General features: G+C 42.8%; 20 protein-coding genes. 14 read left to right on the top strand and 6 right to left on the bottom strand.

What is annotated here, in order from left to right; genetic code table 11:
• The first annotated feature begins 84 nt into the window (after positions 1-84).
• Positions 85-2,562 (top strand): RNA polymerase sigma factor RpoD, encoded by a 2,478-nt coding sequence (rpoD, locus tag C2756_RS08955; protein ID WP_215318752.1) that lies wholly within the window; start codon positions 85-87, stop codon positions 2,560-2,562.
• 595 nt (positions 2,563-3,157) lie between these two features.
• Here rpoD and C2756_RS08950 read toward each other — a convergent pair.
• The 3 genes from C2756_RS08950 to C2756_RS08940 are packed head-to-tail and all read right to left on the bottom strand — an operon-like array spanning position 3,158 to position 5,857.
• Complete coding sequence (locus C2756_RS08950; protein WP_215318751.1) at positions 3,158-3,922, bottom strand: enoyl-CoA hydratase/isomerase family protein; 765 nt, start codon at positions 3,920-3,922, stop codon at positions 3,158-3,160.
• A 27-nt stretch (positions 3,923-3,949) separates the two neighbouring features.
• Positions 3,950-4,909 carry a tripartite tricarboxylate transporter substrate binding protein gene (locus tag C2756_RS08945; protein ID WP_215318749.1) on the bottom strand — a complete coding sequence of 320 codons (960 nt, stop codon included), beginning with the start codon at positions 4,907-4,909 and terminating at the stop codon, positions 3,950-3,952.
• A 36-nt stretch (positions 4,910-4,945) separates the two neighbouring features.
• Positions 4,946-5,857 (bottom strand): SMP-30/gluconolactonase/LRE family protein, encoded by a 912-nt coding sequence (locus tag C2756_RS08940; RefSeq protein ID WP_215318747.1) that lies wholly within the window; start codon positions 5,855-5,857, stop codon positions 4,946-4,948.
• Between the two features lie 105 nt (positions 5,858-5,962).
• Between C2756_RS08940 and C2756_RS08935 the strand changes: the two genes are divergently transcribed.
• Complete coding sequence (locus C2756_RS08935; RefSeq protein WP_215318745.1) at positions 5,963-6,916, top strand: tripartite tricarboxylate transporter substrate binding protein; 954 nt, start codon at positions 5,963-5,965, stop codon at positions 6,914-6,916.
• Between the two features lie 234 nt (positions 6,917-7,150).
• Here the strand turns inward: C2756_RS08935 and C2756_RS08930 are convergent, their stop codons facing one another.
• Complete coding sequence (locus tag C2756_RS08930) at positions 7,151-8,218, bottom strand: esterase (RefSeq protein WP_215318744.1); 1,068 nt, start codon at positions 8,216-8,218, stop codon at positions 7,151-7,153.
• Positions 8,219-8,449: 231 nt separating this feature from the next.
• On the opposite strand from C2756_RS08930, the gene C2756_RS08925 reads away from it, so the two are divergent.
• The 4 genes from C2756_RS08925 to C2756_RS08910 all read left to right on the top strand — a co-directional run bounded on the left by C2756_RS08925 (position 8,450) and on the right by C2756_RS08910 (position 13,099).
• Entirely contained in the window at positions 8,450-9,763 is a 1,314-nt protein-coding gene (locus tag C2756_RS08925; RefSeq protein ID WP_215318742.1) for a serine hydrolase, read from the top strand.
• A gap of 193 nt (positions 9,764-9,956) precedes the next feature.
• Complete coding sequence (locus C2756_RS08920; RefSeq protein ID WP_015421843.1) at positions 9,957-10,631, top strand: haloacid dehalogenase type II; 675 nt, start codon at positions 9,957-9,959, stop codon at positions 10,629-10,631.
• Between the two features lie 28 nt (positions 10,632-10,659).
• On the top strand, positions 10,660-12,330 hold the full coding sequence (locus tag C2756_RS08915; RefSeq protein ID WP_015421842.1) for an MFS transporter: 1,671 nt from the start codon (positions 10,660-10,662) through the stop codon (positions 12,328-12,330).
• Between the two features lie 67 nt (positions 12,331-12,397).
• Positions 12,398-13,099 (top strand): GntR family transcriptional regulator, encoded by a 702-nt coding sequence (locus tag C2756_RS08910; protein WP_215318740.1) that lies wholly within the window; start codon positions 12,398-12,400, stop codon positions 13,097-13,099.
• 347 nt (positions 13,100-13,446) lie between these two features.
• Here the strand turns inward: C2756_RS08910 and C2756_RS08905 are convergent, their stop codons facing one another.
• Both C2756_RS08905 and C2756_RS08900 read right to left on the bottom strand, forming a co-directional pair.
• Complete coding sequence (locus tag C2756_RS08905; RefSeq protein ID WP_215318738.1) at positions 13,447-13,749, bottom strand: hypothetical protein; 303 nt, start codon at positions 13,747-13,749, stop codon at positions 13,447-13,449.
• On the bottom strand, positions 13,750-14,418 hold the full coding sequence (locus tag C2756_RS08900) for a Spy/CpxP family protein refolding chaperone (protein ID WP_215318736.1): 669 nt from the start codon (positions 14,416-14,418) through the stop codon (positions 13,750-13,752).
• A 147-nt stretch (positions 14,419-14,565) separates the two neighbouring features.
• On the opposite strand from C2756_RS08900, the gene C2756_RS08895 reads away from it, so the two are divergent.
• The 8 genes from C2756_RS08895 (at position 14,566) to C2756_RS08860 (ending at position 21,052) form a co-directional block, all read left to right on the top strand.
• Positions 14,566-15,006, top strand: a complete 441-nt coding sequence (locus C2756_RS08895; RefSeq protein WP_215318734.1) for a DUF3106 domain-containing protein — start codon at positions 14,566-14,568, stop codon at positions 15,004-15,006.
• 8 nt (positions 15,007-15,014) lie between these two features.
• The gene (locus C2756_RS08890) at positions 15,015-15,587 is read left to right on the top strand and encodes an RNA polymerase sigma factor (protein ID WP_215318733.1); all 573 of its coding nucleotides are present in this window, start codon (positions 15,015-15,017) and stop codon (positions 15,585-15,587) included.
• Positions 15,574-15,879 (top strand): hypothetical protein, encoded by a 306-nt coding sequence (locus C2756_RS08885; RefSeq protein ID WP_215318731.1) that lies wholly within the window; start codon positions 15,574-15,576, stop codon positions 15,877-15,879. The genes C2756_RS08890 and C2756_RS08885 overlap by 14 nt, the downstream gene beginning before the upstream one ends.
• Before the next feature lie 68 nt (positions 15,880-15,947).
• Entirely contained in the window at positions 15,948-16,451 is a 504-nt protein-coding gene (locus tag C2756_RS08880; protein ID WP_215318729.1) for a hypothetical protein, read from the top strand.
• A gap of 159 nt (positions 16,452-16,610) precedes the next feature.
• Complete coding sequence (locus C2756_RS08875) at positions 16,611-17,483, top strand: serine hydrolase (RefSeq protein ID WP_215318727.1); 873 nt, start codon at positions 16,611-16,613, stop codon at positions 17,481-17,483.
• Positions 17,484-18,514: 1,031 nt separating this feature from the next.
• The gene (locus C2756_RS08870; RefSeq protein ID WP_215295628.1) at positions 18,515-19,381 is read left to right on the top strand and encodes a dioxygenase; all 867 of its coding nucleotides are present in this window, start codon (positions 18,515-18,517) and stop codon (positions 19,379-19,381) included.
• Between the two features lie 6 nt (positions 19,382-19,387).
• Positions 19,388-20,149 (top strand): SDR family NAD(P)-dependent oxidoreductase, encoded by a 762-nt coding sequence (locus C2756_RS08865; RefSeq protein ID WP_215318725.1) that lies wholly within the window; start codon positions 19,388-19,390, stop codon positions 20,147-20,149.
• Positions 20,150-20,164: 15 nt separating this feature from the next.
• On the top strand, positions 20,165-21,052 hold the full coding sequence (locus C2756_RS08860) for a 3-keto-5-aminohexanoate cleavage protein (protein WP_215318724.1): 888 nt from the start codon (positions 20,165-20,167) through the stop codon (positions 21,050-21,052).
• Positions 21,053-21,069 lie beyond the last annotated feature (17 nt).

The following is a 21,069-nucleotide window of genomic DNA, read 5'->3' as shown; positions in this document are numbered from 1 at the left end:
ATTTGGGGTAAGTGAGTAAGTGAGTTACGGGGCTGTGTTTTATCAGTCGAGATCAATAACAGTAATGTGAGTAAGTGCTAATAAATGCCTAATACCAAGACCAAAAAACCAGTTAAAACAGTAAAAGCTCCGGCTAAGCCAGTAAAAGCGCTTGCAAAACCAGCAGCCAAAAAGGCGACCACAAAACCGGTTGCTAAGAAGGTTCCTGCTAAACCAGTAAAGGCTGCTGCAAAGCCAGCGGCTAAGAAGGCCCCCGCTAAATCAGTAAAGGCTGCTGCAAAGCCAGCGGCTAAGAAAGCACCTGCTAAGCCAGCTGTAAAAGCGAAGACTCCTGTGAAAGCTAAAACACCAGTGAAAGCTGCTGCAAAGCCAGCCGCCAAGAAAGCACCTGTAAAAGTTCCAGCCAAATCGGTCAAGGTTGCTGCTAAAGCACCAGCTAAGGTTGTAAAGGTAGAGTCGGCTAAAAAAGGCAAGGCTGCACCAGCACCAAAAGTAGAAGAGTTAAAAGGTAAAAAAGCAAAAGGAGCCGAGCTTGCTGCTCCAGTCGTTGATGAAGAAAAAAAGCGCGGCCGTAAAGCCAAAGCTGAGACTCCTGCAGATGGCGCTGAACCAGTATTAACGGATCGGCAAAAAGCCCGTGAGCGTAAAGCGAAAGAAAAAGCCCTCTTAAAAGAATTCGCAGCACAACAGTTAGGTACTGAAGAGCAACAAGAATTACGTCGTGCGCGCTTGAAGACTTTGATCAAGATGGGTATGTCCAAGGGTTACTTAACCCATGGCGAGATGAATGACGTGATGTCTGACGAGTTGTCTGATGCTGATGCATTAGAAACCTTGATCAGTTTGTTGAACGACATTGGTATTACTGTTTACGAACAAGCGCCTGATGCTGAAACCTTAATTCTGTCTGATAACACTGCTGCTGCAGCGTCTGAAGAAGAGGCTGAAGAAGAGGCTGAAGCAGCGCTCTCTACAGTAGATTCAGAGTTTGGTCGTACCACTGACCCAGTCCGTATGTACATGCGTGAGATGGGTACGGTAGATTTGTTGACTCGCGAAGGCGAGATCGTCATTGCCAAGAAGATTGAGGCTGGCCTCAAAGACATGGTGATGGCTTTAGCTGCTTGCCCTGTCACGATTGCAGAGATTCTGAGCAACGTGGATAAGATTGCTTCCGGCGAAATGGAAATCGATCAGTTCGTTGATGGCTTGGTAGATCCTAATGCGGAAGATATCAAACTGGGACCAGAAGAGCCAGAGATTGATCCTGATGCTGAAGAAGGTGAAGAGGAAGGTGAAGACGAAGGTGGTGGCGGTGGCGCTGCAACTGCGAATGCTAAACAGCTTGAAGAGTTAAAGCAAATCTCCCTAGAGAAGTTTGCAATTGTTCGCACGCAAGCTGACAAGATGCGTCGTGCTTTTGATAAAGATGGTTATAACTGCCCGGCCTATATCAAGGCACAAGATGCAATTCGTGCAGAGTTACTGGGCTTCCGTTTAACGGCGAAGAGTGTTGAGAAGTTATGTGACACGATGCGCTCGCAAGTAGATCAAGTGTGGAAACTAGAGCGTGGCATCGTTAACTTATTGGTAGATAAGGTTGGCGTTAATCGTGGTGAAGTATTAAAAGATTTCCCTAAGATGTCGATGAATCTTACTTGGACTGACAAGTTACTCAAAGAGAACAAGCCCTATAGTGCTCTCTTACAACGGAACGTACCAGCGATTCAGGAACTTCAACAGAAGTTGATTGATATTCAGAAGAATGTGGTTATCCCACTTCCTGAATTGAAAGAAGTGAACAAGCAAATGATTGCGGGCGAGAAGCGTGCGCGTGAAGCAAAACGTGAGATGACCGTAGCCAACTTACGCTTGGTGATCTCGATTGCTAAGAAATACACCAACCGTGGTTTGCAGTTTTTGGATTTGATTCAAGAAGGCAACATTGGTTTGATGAAAGCGGTAGATAAGTTTGAATACCGTCGTGGTTATAAGTTCTCCACTTATGCAACTTGGTGGATTCGTCAGGCGATTACTCGCTCTATTGCTGATCAAGCGCGTACGATCCGTATTCCAGTTCATATGATTGAGACCATCAATAAGATGAACCGTATCAGCCGTCAAATCTTGCAAGAAACTGGTCATGAGCCAGATGCTGCAACCTTGGCACTGAAGATGGAAATCCCAGAAGATAAGATTCGTAAGATCATGAAGATTGCAAAAGAGCCAATCTCTATGGAAACACCGATCGGTGACGACGAAGATTCTCATTTGGGTGACTTCATTGAAGATGGCAACACCTTGGCTCCAGCTGAAGCAGCATTGCATGACTCGATGCGCGATGTAGTGAAGGATGTTCTTGATTCACTGACGCCACGCGAAGCAAAAGTATTGCGTATGCGCTTTGGTGTTGAAATGAGTACAGATCACACGCTCGAAGAAGTAGGCAAACAGTTTGACGTAACCCGTGAGCGTATTCGTCAGATCGAAGCAAAGGCCTTGAGAAAAATGCGTCATCCAAGCCGCAGCGACAAACTCAAGACTTTCCTAGAGGAAGATTGATCGAAGGATTAACGGGCCTATAGCTCAGTTGGTTAGAGCAGAGGACTCATAAGAAAGAAGCCCTAGGGGTCTTGTAACAAAGACCTCAATAGATTCAAGAGGTTAGTGGTCGATTAGGTAGTTAAGATTGCTTACACACCGCTTACACACCAGAGCTTTTTTCATGGTGTGTAGTAAATGCGGTTTTAGTGTGGTTTTGAAGTGGTCAACATCTGTAAAAAGGTGTGTAGTAAAAGTAAAGTTTTAGGGCCTATAGCTCAGTTGGTTAGAGCAGAGGACTCATAGCGAAAGTTGTGCCTTATGCGTGGAAACTGCATAAGGGATGGTGTCAAATTCGGAGAAAGCTAAAGGTAGAGATATCCAAGCTAACGCCGAGCGAAGCTTAGTAAGAAATTACTTTGAACGTGTAGAGACTAGACGGCACCCATCTAAGTTCAGATGTTAAGTTTGAATATGATGAAGGCATAGTCCAGGGAGTAGTGAAAGCTACACAAACCGGAATCCTTTGGTCCCAGGTTCAAGTCCTGGTGGGCCCACCAGCAATGAAAATACCAACCTTCGGGTTGGTATTTTTTTACTTCTTAGAGACTCGCAATTAGATTGATTTATGGGAGGCTGCTAGTCCTTCAAGTGCTAAGCCATAACCAAGCAAGTTATGCATTTTTTGCTTGAGTTCTTGAGTGAGAAGTGTTCTTGCATATCTTCTGAGTAAGGGTGTGCGTTGCATTAGAAAATGGGCATGTTCATAAGCTCGATCTAGTAATTTATCTGCTGGTAATATTTCGCTAATCAAGCCAATATCTTTTGCCTCTTGCGCATTTAGAGTTTGACCAGTTAAAAGGAAATATCTACCGCGATTGGCTCCCATGAGGTGTGGAAAGACAATATGAACGCCATCGCCGGGAACTAAGCCACCAGCAAAGTGCGCAGAATCTTGAATAGTCGTGTTGTCACTGGCAATCACAATATCGGAGAGCAGTGGAATTTCTGAGTGGCGCAAGGCTGGCCCATTAATAGCGCCAATAATTGGGATTTCAATATTTAAAAGATTCATCAGGAGATGTTTTCCCTCCCAATAAATTTTGTCCCACTCCATCGCTGTGACTGGATGGCTGACATGATTATGGCCATTAGGCGGGCAGGGAGGGCCACTAAAAGCATCACCTGAACCAGTAAGGATCATCACCTCGTTTTCTGGATCGTGACCAATTTCATAAAAGGCTTTTTCAAGTTCTCCATGGGGTAACAGGCTCCAATGTAGAGGGCCATCATTTGTATGTAATTTAACCTCAATAATCCCATCTTTACGTTTCATCTTGATGGTTTGATATTTGTCAGCATACTCACTTAATTTAGTCATGGTTTCTTTCAGTCTTTCTATTGGCAGTTATGGCTTAATTCCAGTTGATTTGATGATTTCACCCCATCTCACTGTATCTGTTTTCATTAGTGCACCAAAGTCAGCTCTAGAGTCGCCGCCTGGTATCAATGCTTGGGGGGTTAATACTTCACTTATAAATGTATTATTTTTTAGGATTTCTGCTACGTCCTGATAAATCTTATTGAGTAGTGGGGTTGGTGTACCTGCGGTTGCAACCATTCCAAACCAAACGCTAACTGAAAACCCAGGCACTCCAGATTCTGATACGGTCACTAGTTCTGGCCTAAATGGCAAGCGCTTTTCTGTAGCAGTAGCCAATATTTTCACTTTGCCACTTTTCTCATGTTGCTCAAATGCGCCAAGAGTGCCAACATATAGATCTACCTGACCCCCAATCATGTCGGTAATAATTTGTGCTGTTCCTTTGTAAGGAACATGCAACAGCTTAGTGCCAGTTTGTCTTTGAAAGTCCTCCATTGCTACATGGGGGTAAGAACCATTACCCAAAGAAGCATATGGAGTATCTGGATGTGACTTTAAGTAGGTAACCAGCTCTTTAATATTGTTTGCTGGAATTTTATTGGATATAACAATAATAGGAGCTTGTCGAGCAATTACAGTGATAGGTGCAAAGTCTTTTAGCGGAGCATAATTCAAGTTCGGATAAAAGTTCGGCAGGATAACGTATGGCGCGCTGTCCGAAATCATGAGGGTATAGCCATCTGAAGGTGCTTTTGCTACGAATTCAGCACCAATCATTCCTGAGGCGCCACCGCGATTATCAACTAGTACCGGTTTATTCCATTTAGCGCTTAATTGATTTGCAATACTTCTTGCTAGGGTATCAGTAGCTCCCCCTGGGGTATAAGGGACTACTATTTTTACCGGTCTATCTGGAAAGTTTTGGGCAATCGCGTAGCCTAGGGAAATGAAATACCAAACAAAAATCACAAGAATTTTTTTCATAACTTCCCTTGTATAAAGGTTGGGTTGTTGGTAGAGCTAGCCAAGGAATTCGGGTTCAGGCAATCCTTGAATGCCAGGATTAACAGCTAATACACATCCTGCCAGTGGTTGCTGCGCTAATTCTTTGTCTTGCATTCTTCGGCGTGCGGTAGTGATAAAGAGCGTATCTAAATTCGGCCCACCGAAACATAAACTTGAAACCCTTCTAGTGGGTAAATTAATGACGGTATCAATACGCCCTCGCGGATCGTAGCGAGTTACACACCAACCATCCATATTGGCACTCCAAAAACATCCATCTGCATCGACTGTTGAGCCGTCACAAATTCCTCTGCCTAGAGGTACATCTGCGAAATGACGTCTGTTATAAATAGCGCCATCAGTAGAGTCATAATCAAAAACATCAATTCGACAACTGAATGAATCTGTAAAGTACATTAAGCGATTATCTGGACTAAAGCTAATTCCATTGACGCAGGTGATACCCTCCATAATGAGGTTTGCTTTTAAATCAGCGTCTAGCCTCCAGAGTCTGCCTCGTGGTGTGTATGCACTTGCTTGAACGGTGCCCGTCCAAAATCGTCCATGACGATCTACTTTGCCGTCGTTAAATCGATTGCCTGGCCGATCAGAGTCTGGCTTAGTAATTTCGCTGAGTTGTCCATTATCAGGATTAAAAAAATACAAACCTGATCTCATGCCAACAATGAGGCCACCCTTTTGTCTGAGTCCGATCGAGCCAATTTCTTCATCTAATTTCCAACTTTGTTTTTGACCTGTGCTTGGATCAAGACGATAGATGAACATTCCGATTCCATCCACCCACCACAGAAGACCTTTATCCTTATCCCAAATAATTGACTCTCCAAGGATGTCATGATTTGGATCAACTACATCAATCACGGACCCAACCATATCAATAGGTCGTGTCATTGAATTTACTGTCATTTTGTGTCTCCGTATTATTCCTATTATTTTTTTTACTGTATATTAAAAACTTATTAAAAACAACTTTCTAGCTGAAGCTATTGTTAACAGATTTAAGGGTGATGAATGTTCTTAAAACCAAATCTGCAGAAATTTTTAATTTGCTTGTGCGTCTATCTTGTTGGTACAAGTTGGGCACTTGCACAAGCAGATAGTTTCCCCTCTAAGAGCATTCGTCTAGTTGTTCCTTATCCTCCAGGCGGTGGAACGGATACCCTTATGCGAATTATTGTTCCACCCCTAACAGAGATTTGGAAACAGTCTATCGTTATTGAAAATAAACCTGGTGCATCTGGCGCGGTTGGGGCGGATGCAGTGATCCGTTCGCCGGCTGATGGCTATACCTGGTTAATTGCTACGCCTGCATTGCCAGATCAACTTGTTAATCAATTGGCGCCAGTCAGTTTGGTTTCCGCATCTCCCTATGTATTAACCATTAACCCATCTTTAAAGGTCAATACGGTACAGCAATTAATTGCAGCTGCAAAAGCAAATCCTCAGTTAATTCGTTTTGGTTCCTCTGGTTCGGGATCTGTATCGCATTTATCAGGGGAATTATTTAAGTCGATGGCTGGCGTGGAGATGCTTCATGTTCCTTATAAAGGTTCAGGTCCGGCTCTGTCTGATTTATTGGGGGGACATATCAATGTAATGTTTTCGCCTGCTCAAACTGTAATGCCCCAAATTCAGGCAGGTAATTTGAAAGCTCTAGCTGTTACCAGTCCTAAAAGATCGCAATCTGTTCCAGAATTGCCAACGATTTCTGAGAATGGGATACCTGGATATAGCGCTGTTGGTTGGTTTGGTATTTTTGTGCCATCAAAGACTCCAAACAATATTGTTTCAAAGATAAGCGCTGACATTGATAAAGTTTTAAAAACTCCCCAGGTGCGCAAGGAAATGGTAGATCGCGGGATAGAGCCATCTGGTGGGACATCAGAAGAGTTTGCAGAACTCATCAAGACTGATCAACAGAAATGGTCCAAGTTAATACAGGATAAAAATATTAAGATTGATTAAAAATATTCATAAGCAATAATAATCTTGAGTCGTTATAAGAGTGAAGGCATAGTCCAGGGAGTAATGAAAATTACACTAACCGGAATCCTTTGGTCCCAAGTTCAAGTCCTGGTGGGCCCACCAGAAATAAAAAATACCAACCTTCGGGTTGGTATTTTTTATGGTTACTTTAAGTTATACCTATGATGTATTTCTAAATACTTGAATTCCTTTTGGGAATGGTGTGGGAGAAAATTATTTAATTGATAGACGTTTTTCAATCCAAGTGCTCAGTAATGCTGCCAACTCAATAGAATTGTTATCTTGCATCAACATATGGGTATTTCCTTTTATACCAACTTCGGGTAGAACGAGTAATTCAGCTTTGCCGCCTTGCGCATTGACTTTAGCAACAAATTCTCGGCAAGCTTTTAGTCGTGGGGCCCATCTAGTTGATAGTTCAACAAAATCTCCAAACATGATCAGCGAAGGTATTCTTAAGTAAGGTGTCAAATCAGAATCTGCTGAGGGGCATGCTGCTGGCTCAATTGAAATAATTCCGGCAATACCGTCGTTGCTAATTTTTGCGGAATTAAATGGAAAAATACCAGATTGTGAATGGCTGATTAATACAGTTTTTTTGAGCTCTTTTGATAGCGTTGACAATGCTATTGGTGTAGCGTTGGGTTCTTCGAGTCCATAGTACCAGTCGGCTACCATCTGTTGCCAAAGCCCCTGTTGTGAAGCAACTGGAAATCTTTGGTTCTCAAACGTCTTTGGATATTCAGCGCCAAAACGAAAGATTTGCCACGCGCCCTCATGGCTAGCAGCAATGATAGTCGGTAATTTTTCAGGCGGAACCTGATTGGTTTTGACTGCATTAATTTGGGAGGCCGCATTGACTGCAGAGCGGCCACGTCCAACTTGATCAACGACATAGGTTGGAAACCCTCTGCGGACGAAGTATTCGTTCCATCCCATGCGATTATCTGGAGTTGACTCCCAGGTCTTACCTGTTAGACAACAACCATGTATCAGGACAACGGAGGTCGACTTGGCTTTAACAGGAATTTGATATGCTACATACATCTGATCTAGAGTGATCGTTCCTTTAGAGCCAAATGCTGGCATGGTTGATAGGGTGCTAGATTCGACATCTTGACCACCAACAAAAAAACTCCCCTGTTTGTTAATAATGAGAGGTGCTTTTAGAGCTGAATCTGAAAGAGGTATGATTGGGTAGCTTTGTGAAAATGCAGTATATGAAATAAATGTGCTCGCTATTACTATGAATAAATGTGCTGCGTAAATATTGATCTTCATCAAATCTCCTTTTTTTAGTTTTAATTTAATTGAATGCTTACTTTATTTGAAGCATTCTTATATTTTTCTCTGCGTTATTACAATAAAGCACGTCAGAGGGTTTGGGGTTAGTACTAGTTTATCCATTGAATTGGTAACCGGATATTTTTGTGCGCTGCACTAAATTTATGCTGGGGTTAGAAAATACTACATGCTATTCTTGTTCGAAATTAATACAACAAGGAGGCCGACATGCGATATCAAAAAAATCTTATTAATAAGTTACTTGTAGCAAGCTTTTTCATCAGCAACTTAGCGATTGCACAAAATATTCCAACAGCAAAGCCTGAGGATGTTGGTATGTCATCTGCTAGATTGAAAAATGTGAAGGCCTCTTTGCAGGCTGAGGTAGATAAAGGCAATATTCCAGGCGCTGTAGTGATGATTAACCGTAAGGGGAAGTTGGTTTACTCTGAGGTTGTAGGCTATCAGGATAAAACCACCAATAAGCCTATGAGTAAAGATTCTATTTTTAGAATCTATTCAATGACCAAGCCGCTAGCATCTGTTGCAGCAATGATTTTGGCAGAAGAGGGCAAGATTCAGTTAGCCGATCCAATCTCTAAGTTCATGCCTGAGTTTGCCAATATGCAAGTTAGCGTAGGAACAAAAGATAGTAGTGGCAATATGGAATATTCCTTAGTGCCTGCAGTAAAGCCAATCACAGTACAGGATCTTTTACGCCATACATCAGGAATTGGCTATCCAGAAATTACTTCCAATCCTAATATCAAGAAGGCATATACCGATGCTGGTCTTTATGTGGCCGGCGGCACTGACTATGATCAACGTCGTGTCACCCCGCAAGAAATGATCACAGGTATTGCAAAAGCACCATTAAGTACTCAGCCTGGAACTAACTGGGAATACGGCATGTCCGTAGACTTGCTGGGTCGCGTAGTTGAAGTAGCCTCCGGCAAACGTCTTGGAGATTTCCTACAAGAGCGTTTGTTTACTCCTTTGCAGATGAAGGACACTGCATTTTCTGTCCCTGCGGATAAGCAGTCACGTATTGCTGAGCCATTTACAACTGATCCATTTAATAAAGCTCCTATTAAGTTGCTAGATGTCACCATCAAGCCAAATAATGATTCTGGTGGTGCTGGAGCAGCAGGTACGGCTGGCGACTATCTAAACTTTGCCAGCATGATGCTCAATGGTGGGGAGCTAAACGGCCAAAGAATTTTGTCACCCATGACTGTCAATTTGATGGCATCTGATATGTTGGGTAGTAGAACAACGGTACCGCTAACCCCTGGTCAACTGCTGATGGGTGTTGATGGCTACACCTTTGGTCTGGGCTTTATGGTTCGCCAAGGTCAGGGACTGGCATCTGTTGATGGCTCTCCAGGTGAATATATGTGGGCTGGCGCTGCAGGCACTTTCTTCTGGATTGACCCAAAAGAGCAATTAGCAGTAGTAGTCATGAGCCAAGTTCCAGGCCCTATTCGTCCTTATTACCGTCGGATGATCAAGCAACTAGTTTCATCTGCCGTTATTAAGTAACTTAAGCTTCTATATAAAACCCTCATCAGCAATGGTGGGGATTTTGTATTTTGAGCGTTACTTTGAGTAACGCTGAGCAATTCGAAGTAAAAATTTTTGCAAACAAGGGTTTTCACTAGCTTGATTGGCTATGTTTTTCCCATTTTTTACTAGTATCCTACTGAAATCCCAATTGAACTTCAGTAAGGAATGTATGAAAAAATTGCACGGAATTAAAGCTCTTGCGTTTGACGCTTATGGAACGGTGTTTGATGTTCACTCAGTTGTTGCTTTGGCTGAAAAGATGTACCCAGGGAAAGGCAAGGAGTTAAGTCAACTTTGGAGATCAAAGCAAATTGAATATATGTTTTTGAGAACCATTATGGGTAGATATATACCCCATAACCAAAATACAGAAGCAGGCCTTAAGTATTCATTGAAATATTTAGGGCTTCCTGGAGGAACAAGTGAGAGAGGTGCCTTAATGGATGCCTACGAAAGGTTATCTCCCTTTGAGGATGCTAGGCAGACTCTTCCTAAATTGAGTGGACTTAAGAGGGCAATCCTATCTGTTGGAACCCCATCATTACTAACAAATTTAGTTGGCAACGCAGGAATTACGGATCAATTTGACGCCTTATTAAGTGTGGATGAGGTCAAAGTTTATAAGCCACATCCAAGAACTTATCAGTTGGCAACTGATAAGTTCGATCTCCAAAGACATGAAATTGGATTTGTTACATCAAATTACTTTGATGTAGCTGGTGCCAAAGCATTCGGGTTTCAGGTGATTTGGATTAATCGGAATGGTGCAATCCCTGACGAGGTGGGCCTTCTTCCTGATGTTGCATTAACTTCGATAGCCGAAATTCCAAATCTTCTTGGCTAAGCAAATAAACTTTTAAAGGGGGCTGTAAATGTCAACTCAAAGCACAAATAATTCTGTAAACAGCAAAAGGGTCATTACTGAGGCGGAGCGAAAAATACTCATTGCTTCATCTTTAGGTACTGTATTTGAATGGTATGACTTCTTTTTATATGGATCTTTGGCAGCTGTAATAGCGAAGCAATTTTTTGCCAAGGCCGATCCAACAACGGGACTTATTTTTGCTTTATTAGCCTTTGCGGCAGGCTTTATCGTTCGCCCATTTGGCGCCCTCGTATTTGGTCGACTTGGGGACATGATCGGTCGCAAATATACCTTTTTAATGACCATCCTCATTATGGGCTTATCGACCTTTGGTGTTGGTTTGCTGCCTGCATATGAAAGTATAGGTATTGCAGCGCCGATTATTCTGATTTCGCTTAGGTTGTTGCAAGGTCTTGCGCTTGGCGGAGAGTATGGCGGTGCTGTAGTTTATGTAGCGGAGCATGCGCCGAATAATCAACGGGGGCAATTTACTGCTTGGATACAGACTACCGCAACCTTGGGGCTATTTCTATCACTGTTAGTAATCCTATCAACAAGACTATTCTTGGGTGAGGCGGCCTTTGGAGATTGGGGTTGGCGCATCCCGTTCTTGGTATCCATCATTTTGCTAGGAATCTCTGTATGGATTCGCATGTCTATGAGCGAGTCGCCTGTGTTTGCCAAAATGAAAGAGGAGGGGGCTGAGTCAAAAGCCCCATTAACAGAGTCATTCCTGCGTTGGAAAAATTTGAAAATTGTATTGATAGCATTGTTTGGTATCACCGCCGGATTAGGGTGTGTTTGGTATACGGGTCAATTTTATGTACTACTTTTCTTGACGCAAACACTTAAGGTTGATAGCGTTACTGCGAATTTAATTGTGGCTGGGGCGCTTTTACTCGCCACCCCATTCTTTTTGATATTTGGCACGCTATCAGATCGTATTGGAAGAAAAAAAATTATTCTGACTGGAATGGCATTGGCTGTGCTGACCTATTTCCCAATATTTAAAGGTCTGACACATTATGCGAATCCTGCTCTAGAGATGGCATTAAAAAATTCCCCTGTAGTTGTGGTAGCAGATCCTGGGGATTGTCAATTTCAATTTAACCCCACTGGAACTAAGAAATTTACCTCTTCTTGTGATATTGCTAAGGCAAAGTTAGTAGCTGCATCAGTTAACTATCATGTTGAGAATGCGGTGCCCGGAACAATTGCGAGCGTTAAAGTTGGCGATAAGATTGTTAATTCATTTGACTCAGTGGGACTCTCAAAAGAAGAGGCCGCACTAAAAATGAATAATTTTGCAAAAGAGCTGAGCGCTACCATTTCAGAGGCTGGTTATCCTCAAAAAGCAAATGTAGATGAGATCAATAAACCAATGGTTTTCTTGCTGGTATTTTTGCTTGTAATCTATGTAACGATGGCTTATGGACCAACAGCGGCAGCCTTGGTTGAGCTCTTTCCAACCAAAATTCGCTATTCTTCCCTCTCGCTGCCCTATCATATTGGCACTGGTTGGTTTGGGGGCCTAATGCCTACAACAGCCTTTGCTCTAGTGGCCTTAGAGGGCGATATTTACTATGGACTCTGGTACCCGGTAATTATTGCGGCAGTGACTGTAATTTTTGGCTTGATATTTTTACCGGAAACTAAAAATGTGGATATAAAATTATAAAAACCTAGTTTCAGGCGAAAATGGTGGGGTTTAATATCCTCACTATTTTCAATACCTAAATCCTGCTGTGAAATTAAAAAATACTGAATTAAAAAATACCGGAAAAAAGAAGCGACTAGTCTTGCAAAAGACTTACATCATCAGCTTGGCTGATAAGGTGTACGCTGAGCTTGAGGAAATGATCGTCACTCTTCAATTTAAGCCGGGACAGATGCTTTCTGAGTCAGAGTTGGGCGAGATGCTTCAAGTCAGCAGAACGCCGATTGGAGAGGCTCTCCAACGATTAGCTAGGGAGGGATTAGTTAACATCCTTCCGCGTCGGGGAATTGTTGTCACCGAAATCAATATTGCTGATCAGTTAAAGCTTTTGGAATTTAGGTGTGTAGTATCTCGATTTGCTGCCGGATCTGCTGCAAGACGTTCAAGTGATGAAGAGCGTAAGCAAATGCAAGCAATTGCTGATCAGCTTTTGGGTGCAGTCAAAACAAGAGACGGTCATGCACTTTTGCAGGCTGATAAAGCCTTTCATGATCATTTTTCCACTTGCGTGAGAAATGAATTTGCATCTAGGGCATTAGATTCTTTAGATTCTTTATCGCGGAGATTTTGGTTTGTTTATCATCAAAGCCAGGATGATGCGGAATCTGGAAAACTGCACGCAAACCTCGCTTTGGCAATCTCTAATGGCGACTCTAAAGCCGCTGAAAGGGCTTCGGATGAGTTATTTGAGAGTCTGGAAAAGTTTGTCCATCAAACACTAAAAAGATAGTTTGAAGGCATAGTCCAGGGAGTAGTGAAAGCTACACAAACTTCAGCTTTTCATCCATCTTCGTACTTTCATTCCACGGCATAGAGTGGTCCCTCCTATGCCAAAAACTGTAAAGTATGTGTCCGGTATAAAACGTAAACTATGTCTCGGGTAGGACACAACGACTTAGGGAGAAATTCCTAAGTCGTTTTTCTTTCTGTGCAACAAAGTATGTAAGCAATCCTCACACATCTTCCATGGCAACCCCAATAAACATATAGGTCTGCCGTTGAAACAATGAACTACTTGTAGATTGTTGTGTCTAATATTTAAGGCCTGCTTACTGCCAGACGCAGCCATCGCACTGACTACACAATTTCGTATGTCAGGAGTAAGACTGCAGCACCCATGCAGAGCAATGCGAGCATAAAGAACTTATCCGCAATATCTTCAAAATAAACCTTTTTTGAATTGCTTCGAATGGATAGGTATGAAAAGATAGAGCTTGCTAGAAAGATGAGGGTATCTAGGGCTAGGAGGTCATCTACCCAATAGGCAATACCTCGGTTTGTTTGGGTTAGCTTCACAATGCTGATAACGGTCATGCATACCCCAAGCATTGCGCCTGAAGTCGGCAGAATATGACCACTTAGATTGTTGGGGTTACGCATTTACTGGCGAATGTAGCCTGGCAAGGTACCTGACCCAGGGTTTTGGTTGGGCGATGGTGATCCACCGAGTTCTGGCAAGTTGTAGTTTGGTTGGCTTGGCGCCAGCCTTTTTGGGCTTGCATTAATAAAAGTAGGTACTTTGCTATCAAAAGATGCCTTTTGCTCAGCACTCAATAGTTTGTAAAGCGGTTTGGCAGTCTCATCTACCTCTTTTAAGCTGGTATATCGATTTTTTGCATCTTCGGTAGATTGGTTTAGAAATTTCAGGCCATCAATAGTGGCGGAACTATCGTTATTCAATTTAGCCCTTTCTTTGGCAACATCACTTGCATAGAGTCTTACTTTTATTGCGAAATTGTTCCAAGCCTTGCTTTGTTCGGGTGTTAGCTTAAGACTTTCCTCAAGGCGAGACAATCCAATTTCGATTTGCTCATAAGTCAGCAGATGTGAGCCTGGAGTAGGCATTGAGATATGGGTATTTGCCGATGTGCTGGAAGAGTCGGGATTAGAGGCATTGCGCCCGGCACCCCTTCGCATTCCAGGCATTCCTGGGATTCCAGAGCCTTGGGATCCGCCCCATTGAGCAAAAGACTCTTTAATGGGCAAAATTGCTACTAAAACTAGAAAACTCAAGATAATTGAGCGCAATGGCATGATGGCTCGATTCATTTTTCTCTCAACTGGATATCCTTAACCCTTGTTAGACAGTAATTTTGGAAAATACTTACTCTAAAAAGAAAATAATTATTTTGTCTTGGTCGTAAGTTTTCTATAGGCGCCCGCGTCTAAGTAGTAACAACAAGCAAGGAGATGTAAATGAAAAGAACGATGCAAGGTCTAATTATGGCTAGTGTGTTGATGGTGAGTACCATTAGCATTGCCAGCGCCGCCTTACCAGAGCCGCAAGATCCCCAGGTAGTTGCTAATATGAGCTTTGAGCAACGCCTGCAAATGTCCAAGGATTTGCGAGAGCAATTTAAACAAGCTACTCCAGAAGAGCGCCGTGCATATCGCCAAAAACTTCATGCCAAATTTAAGGCGCTCAGCCCCGAAGAGCGCAAGGCATTGCGCGACAAAATGCACGCTCAGTGGCAGGCACTAAGCCCTGAGCAAAAGAAAGAGCTGCGCGATAACCGCAAAGCCATGATTGCGGCAATGACTCCTGAAGAGCGTCTTGAGATGAAAAAAGAACGCGAAGAGTGGATGAAGGCGCATCCTCATGAAAAAGAACATTGGAATAAGCCAATAAGCAATTAAGGATCAGCTTGACTTTATTTCCTAGTAAGCAACACCGCATCGAACAGGCTTTATTAAAAAGAGCTGTAGCGGGGGATTCCAAGGCGTCAAAAGAAGTCATTCACCTACTGAGTTCCCCCGCATATTCCTTGGCCTGGAAGATGCTTGGCAACAAAGAAGATGCGGAAGATGTCGTACAAGAGGCCTTTATTCGCTTATGGAAAAGTGCCGATTCGTTTGCGGGAAAGTCGGGACTTTTTACGTACTTTTACGCAATCGTGAGCAATCTTTGTTTGGATCGGATCAAAAGTATTAATAAGGGATTCTTCGAGGAGTTTGATGAGATTGAGCATCAACCCATAAAAGAGATTGAGTGGAGTATCGCAGAGGGCGTCAGCCCAGAAAGCATTAAAAAGGCAATGGATGTTTTAAGTAGCAAACAAAGAATGGCGATGTTGATGTGGGCCTATCAAGATATGACGGCAGAAGAAGTTGGTCTGGCAATGGGTATGAATAAGAATAGCGTCGATCAATTGTTATATAGGGCTAAGTTGAAACTCAAGATGGAATTAGAAAAAGGTGAATCTCATGCGAGCGAATGATAAAAAACATTTAAAGAAAGTGTTAGATCAAATCGAAGTGCAAGAGTCATCTACCCATTTTGAACAACACATTTATCAAGATTGGCAACGAGCTGTCTCTAAGGGAGATCAACCAACGGATCGAATCTCTGAGGTTTTGGTTCTTGCTAGATTGCATCCTAGGCTTGTCGCATTGATTGCGATAGTAATCATCACTGCTTCCGTGTTATTGGGTCAGCATCTGCTGACATCTCCGGAAGAAGAGTTGCATCGAATTGACGCCTTATCTGAATTAAGCCTCTCCACTATTTAATCTACAGTGTTCTCCCTTGCCCCTGAACTCAAAGGAGTTTTTGGGGCTTTTTTAACAAAAGGATCATCATGGAAAATATCTATCGCGGTATTGCATTGCTTGCAATTTTGCTATCAGGATGCGCCACAAATGAAGCGTCGACTAACAAGCCTGGTAATAACGTCTCGATTGCTAAAGTTAATGAAGTACAGAAAAAGATCGCCTCATGTATTGCTGAGGTAAATCTGTCAGAGGATGCGAAGTATGTTGATGAACATATTTTGGTGCTAACGGAGAAGAGTCCAAACGCAAAAGAGTTATTTAATTCAAGCGACAAGATTGCCTTCGATCAAGCAGCTGTATTGATAAGATTTAAAGAGTCCACCTTGAAATGTCGAGATATTACAAATGAACTGCCTTCCCCAGCCTTGTTAGCTGTGTATACCAATTTCTACACAAATATTGATGCTGTATACAAAGACTTGATTGATAAGCGAATCACTATAGGAGTTGCTAATCAAGAAAGGCAAATGCGTATTCAATATGCAAAAAGTCGCTTTGCTCAGATTCTAAAATCTGAGACGGGAGAGTGATGCAATGATGACAGCTGCATATTGATTCCATTGCCGATCCTGTAGTTATAGTTGATCAATAGTCGGGCACTGCAGTTGGCAAGACATGCGGTTCTAATGCTCATCTCACTTTATGGGATGGGCTGACATGCCCACACTGCAAGCGGAAGATAAAGACGATTGGAACAAATACTAAAACCGAGCGCCCATTTAAGTATTGGTGAAATAAGCAAACATATGTATAAGTTATTGATAGCCTGCGCACTAGCGCTAACATTTACTGATGCCCCTGTATTTGCAAAGGGTCGCCAGGCAGAGGATTTCCATTCCAATATTGCCTATGTCGTTGATGTTGATAGCGGGGAGGTGTTGGTTGATAGAAATTCTTTAGCCATCTCACCAATTGCCTCAATATCTAAGTTAATGGCCTCCATAGTTGTTTTGGAGTCCGGTCAAGGTCTAGCTGAGCCACTCAGGATTGAGCGTGAAGATATTGCCCGGCAATCAAGCGCAAAATGGAAACTCAAGGTGGGGACGGAAATAAGTCGAATGAGGGTCTTGAGAGTTGGTCTAATGTCATCAGAAAATAGAGCGATCAATGCTCTGGCAAGATCATATGTAGGGGGAACGGGGGCTTTTGTTGCTGCCATGAACCTAAAGGCAAAAGAGCTTGGAATGGCGCATACCCACTTCATTGAGCCTACTGGACTCTCCCCACAGAATGTTTCTACAGCGCAGGATTTAGTTCTCCTATTGCAGGAGTCTATGCGCTACCCCTTGATTCAAGAATTCTCAACAACAGAAAAATTCAATGTTGTTGATGGCATCCATGCACCGCAGCCATTTGTAAACACCAACCCGATTGTCCGCAATGAAATCATGGATGTCTTGGTGCAAAAGACGGGTTATATTGCAGCAGCTGGAAGATGCTTGGTTATGGAGGCAAAAATTAAGGGCAGAAATATCGCTATGGTATTTCTTCAGTCAAATGGTAAAAATACCCGATTTAAAGACGCTCTTTTTGCAAAGGCTGCACTGGAAAAAATTCAATAGCTTGAATGTCTCCTATGGGTCGTTAGCTGCCCATCGCTTTACAAGTGTTACTTAAAGTAACACTTAATTTCTTAAAGAGGTCTTTGGAGCAACGAAGTGTTAGATAGTTGCTCCAAAATTCCTTTGGTTTCGAAAACCAAAGACCGAGAGACTTCCTCCTTTAAATCGATGAATTTACTTACACATTTTCTTACACACCGACACTGACCACCCGCAGACCCCCTTTTTATAAGGGTCTACCTTGGGCTTCTGCTCTCATAAGAAAGAAGCCCTAGGGGTCTTGTAGTTAAGACCTCAATAGATTCAAGAGGTTAGTGGTCGATTAGGTAGTTAAGATTGCTTACACACCGCTTACACACCAGAGCTTTTTTCATGGTGTGTAGTAAATGCGGTTTTAGTGTGGTTTTGCAGTAAAAAACACCAGCAGTAAGGTGTGTAGTAAATGTAACGATTAAGGGCCCATAGCTCAGTTGGTTAGAGCAGAGGACTCATAGCGAAAGTTGTGCCTTATGCGTGGAAACTGCATAAGGGATGGTGTCAAATTCGGAGAAAGCTAAAGGCGGTTGTAATTAACTGCCCAAGCTAACGCCGAGCGAAGCTTAGTAGAAATACTTTGAACGTGTAGAGACTAGACGGCACCCATCTAAGTCGAGCAATCGATATGATGAAGGCATAGTCCAGGGAGTAGTGAAAGCTACACAAACCGGAATCCTTTGGTCCCAGGTTCAAGTCCTGGTGGGCCCACCAATGAAATCAACGACTTAGGGAGAAATTCCTAAGTCGTTTTTCTATTTATGCCGCTCAGTATTTAAGTGATCTCCACAAATCTTCCAATGCAACCCTAATAAATATGCAGCTATGCCGGTAGGGCAAAGTACTATTTATGGAGCTGGCTCTAGCAATACTGTATTTTTTAATTTGCTATAAACTAATTTTCGATAATTGTAGAAATTAGCACCTCGCAAGTTTCCTAATTAAATTCAATATTCCCCTAACCAAAGGTGGACGAAAGAGAGATCTGGGGTTTAAATATGGCGCTTATAACTAGTCCTGAATCTATACTGGACATCACCATTGCGGCGATGCAAAGTACGGAGGATCAGAGACTTAAAACTTTAGTAGTCTCATTAACCAAACATTTGCATCAATTTGTATTGGAGAATCGACTAACTGAGCTCGAGTTCGAAAAGGCGCTCCAATTCATTGTTGGCATTGGTCAGGCAACTGGAAAAAATACTAACGAGGTTGTTTTGGCGGCAGATATATTAGGCGTCTCCTCTTTAGTATCTACAATCAATAATTTAGATTTAGATGGTGGCTCTTACGCTGCTTTGCTTGGTCCGTTTTGGCGAAAAAATGCCCCCTTGTGTTCTTGGGGGGAGAATATCTCCAGAACTGAGCTGGCTGGCCAAGCAATGGAGGTGCGTGGTCGCATTGTTGATGAATCAAAGCAGGCCGTGATTGGCGCAGTTGTAGATGTTTGGCATTCTTCACCTGTCGGATTTTATGAAAACCAAGATGAGCAGCAAGCAGATATGAATTTGCGTGGTCGCTTTGAGACCAATGAAAATGGCGAATTCTTTTTTACTACTATCCGCCCAGCTGGATACCCCGTGCCAACCAATGGTCCGTGTGGTGAATTATTGCGCGCACAAAAAAGACATCCAAATAGACCTGCCCATATTCATTTTATGATTTCAAAACCTGGCTATAAGGTTTTAATCACCCAGGTTTTTGATTCAACAGATGAAAACTTGGAAAGTGATCCTGTATTTGGTGTCTCCAAACAATTAGTTGGAGAGTATTTAACTGATGCAGCTACTGGAGCTTGCAAGCTAAATCATTCTTTTGTATTACAAGCTGGTGAAATGGTTTTCCCGGCCCCACCTATCCCTTAGGATTTTATGAATACATTTCAATCTGTAGATGATTTAAATAATAAAGTTGCCGTCATTATTGGCGGCAGCGGTGCCGTTGGCTTTGCTACAGCAAAGAGACTAGCTAGTTTAGGTGCTAACTGTGTCTTGGTTGGACGCAACGCAATTGAAAAAAGTGTAGAGCAGATCAATCAGTTGCCAGCAGGAAAGCATTTTTGCTTGAATGCTTCCATTATTGATTCAGAAAGCCTGGTAGCCGCTGCTAAAGAAGTTGAGTTACGGCTAGGTCGATGCGATATTTTAGTGAACTCTGCCGGCTTTACTAAGCCTGTGCCGGCTGCAAATTTAGATGCACTTACCGACGATCTGATTGATGATATCTTGAAGACAAATTTCCGTGGAGTGTTTGCATCTATTCGGGCTTTTCAAGTATTGCTAAAAGCAAATAGAGATGGTCTGATTGTGAATGTTTCATCCATTGCTGGTTTTACTGGGGTTGGGAGCAATCTTGCTTATGTGGCAGCAAAGGCGAGCTTAGATATTGTGAGTGATTCACTTGCAAAAGTCCTTGCGCCAGACATTCGCGTTCTTTGTGTTTCTCCTGGCGTAGTTGATTCAGCCTTTGTTCCTGGTCGTGGAGATGACTTCAATGATAAGACTGCAGCTACAACGCCACTTAAACGAATCGGCACTCCCGATGATGTCGCCTCAGCTATCGAAGCTTGTGCTACTCGCCTGCGTTTTTCAACCGGAACTCGAATTGTGGTTGATGGCGGTCGCCATCTTTAAAAAAAAGAATTAGATATGAGTCAAAAAACCTTCCTTACCTGCGCTGTGACCGGCAATCTGACCACACCTGATCAGACCCCATATTTACCTATTACGCCAAATCAAATTGCTGATGAGTGCCTGGCCTCAGCAGAAGTGGGGGCCGCCGCTGTCCATATTCATGTTCGTGATCCTCAGACTGGTAAGCCCTCAATGGAATTAGATCTCTATCGCGAGGTGTTTGATCAGATTCGTAATGTCAATCCACAATTAATCATCAATCTCACTACTGGCCCTGGCGGCCGTTTCATACCAAGTATTGAAGATCCGTGTATTGCGGCCCCTGGTTCAAGCTTGATGCAACCTGAAAAACGGGTAACGCACATTACTGCTCTTAGACCTGATATCTGTACATTAGATCTAAATACAATGAATTCCGGTGCTGATGTTGTGATCAATACGCCGCGTAATGTGCGAATTATGTCAGATATCATGCGAGCAGCCGGTGTGAAGCCTGAATTAGAAATTTTTGATTCGGGTGATATACATTTAGCGCGAGATCTTATTAACGATGGAACACTTGAAGGGCCAGGCTTGTGGTCTTTTGTGACTGGCGTGAAATATGGTTTTTCCTCTTCCCCTGAAACCTTGTTATATGCCCGTAGTCTTTTACCTTCTGGTGCAATTTGGTCAGGGTTTGGTATCGGACGTTTTGAATTTCCAATGGTTGCGCAGGCTTGGCTTGCCGGCGGTCATGTGCGGGTTGGTATGGAAGACAACCTCTATTTGGAAAAGGGCGTGCTGGCAAAAAGTAATGCTGAGTTGGTTGCTAAAGCCAAACGCATCATCAATGACTTAGGTGGCGAGTTAGCTAGTTCACAAGAAGCTCGTGCAATGCTTAATTTACCAATTAAATCATCATAAGAATCGGTATAAAGAAA

This window comes from Polynucleobacter sp. UB-Siik-W21, from assembly GCF_018687415.1.
Taxonomy (GTDB): Bacteria; Pseudomonadota; Gammaproteobacteria; order Burkholderiales; family Burkholderiaceae; genus Polynucleobacter.
This window is presented reverse-complemented; position numbering and strand designations above follow the sequence as displayed.

Excerpts from the sequence above, each read along its gene's own strand:
- rpoD (WP_215318752.1), top strand. The coding sequence starts at position 85 with ATGCCTAATACCAAGACCAAAAAACCAGTTAAAACAGTAAAAGCTCCG.
- C2756_RS08895 (WP_215318734.1), top strand. The coding sequence starts at position 14,566 with ATGAAAAGAACGATGCAAGGTCTAATTATGGCTAGTGTGTTGATGGTG.
- C2756_RS08905 (WP_215318738.1), bottom strand. The coding sequence starts at position 13,749 with ATGCGTAACCCCAACAATCTAAGTGGTCATATTCTGCCGACTTCAGGC.
- C2756_RS08950 (WP_215318751.1), bottom strand. The coding sequence starts at position 3,922 with ATGACTAAATTAAGTGAGTATGCTGACAAATATCAAACCATCAAGATG.
- C2756_RS08900 (WP_215318736.1), bottom strand. The coding sequence starts at position 14,418 with ATGAATCGAGCCATCATGCCATTGCGCTCAATTATCTTGAGTTTTCTA.
- C2756_RS08935 (WP_215318745.1), top strand. The coding sequence starts at position 5,963 with ATGTTCTTAAAACCAAATCTGCAGAAATTTTTAATTTGCTTGTGCGTC.
- C2756_RS08925 (WP_215318742.1), top strand. The coding sequence starts at position 8,450 with ATGCGATATCAAAAAAATCTTATTAATAAGTTACTTGTAGCAAGCTTT.
- C2756_RS08940 (WP_215318747.1), bottom strand. The coding sequence starts at position 5,857 with ATGACAGTAAATTCAATGACACGACCTATTGATATGGTTGGGTCCGTG.
- C2756_RS08870 (WP_215295628.1), top strand. The coding sequence starts at position 18,515 with ATGGCGCTTATAACTAGTCCTGAATCTATACTGGACATCACCATTGCG.
- C2756_RS08880 (WP_215318729.1), top strand. The coding sequence starts at position 15,948 with ATGGAAAATATCTATCGCGGTATTGCATTGCTTGCAATTTTGCTATCA.
- C2756_RS08945 (WP_215318749.1), bottom strand. The coding sequence starts at position 4,909 with ATGAAAAAAATTCTTGTGATTTTTGTTTGGTATTTCATTTCCCTAGGC.
- C2756_RS08915 (WP_015421842.1), top strand. The coding sequence starts at position 10,660 with ATGTCAACTCAAAGCACAAATAATTCTGTAAACAGCAAAAGGGTCATT.
- C2756_RS08865 (WP_215318725.1), top strand. The coding sequence starts at position 19,388 with ATGAATACATTTCAATCTGTAGATGATTTAAATAATAAAGTTGCCGTC.
- C2756_RS08860 (WP_215318724.1), top strand. The coding sequence starts at position 20,165 with ATGAGTCAAAAAACCTTCCTTACCTGCGCTGTGACCGGCAATCTGACC.
- C2756_RS08885 (WP_215318731.1), top strand. The coding sequence starts at position 15,574 with ATGCGAGCGAATGATAAAAAACATTTAAAGAAAGTGTTAGATCAAATC.
- C2756_RS08930 (WP_215318744.1), bottom strand. The coding sequence starts at position 8,218 with ATGAAGATCAATATTTACGCAGCACATTTATTCATAGTAATAGCGAGC.
- C2756_RS08920 (WP_015421843.1), top strand. The coding sequence starts at position 9,957 with ATGAAAAAATTGCACGGAATTAAAGCTCTTGCGTTTGACGCTTATGGA.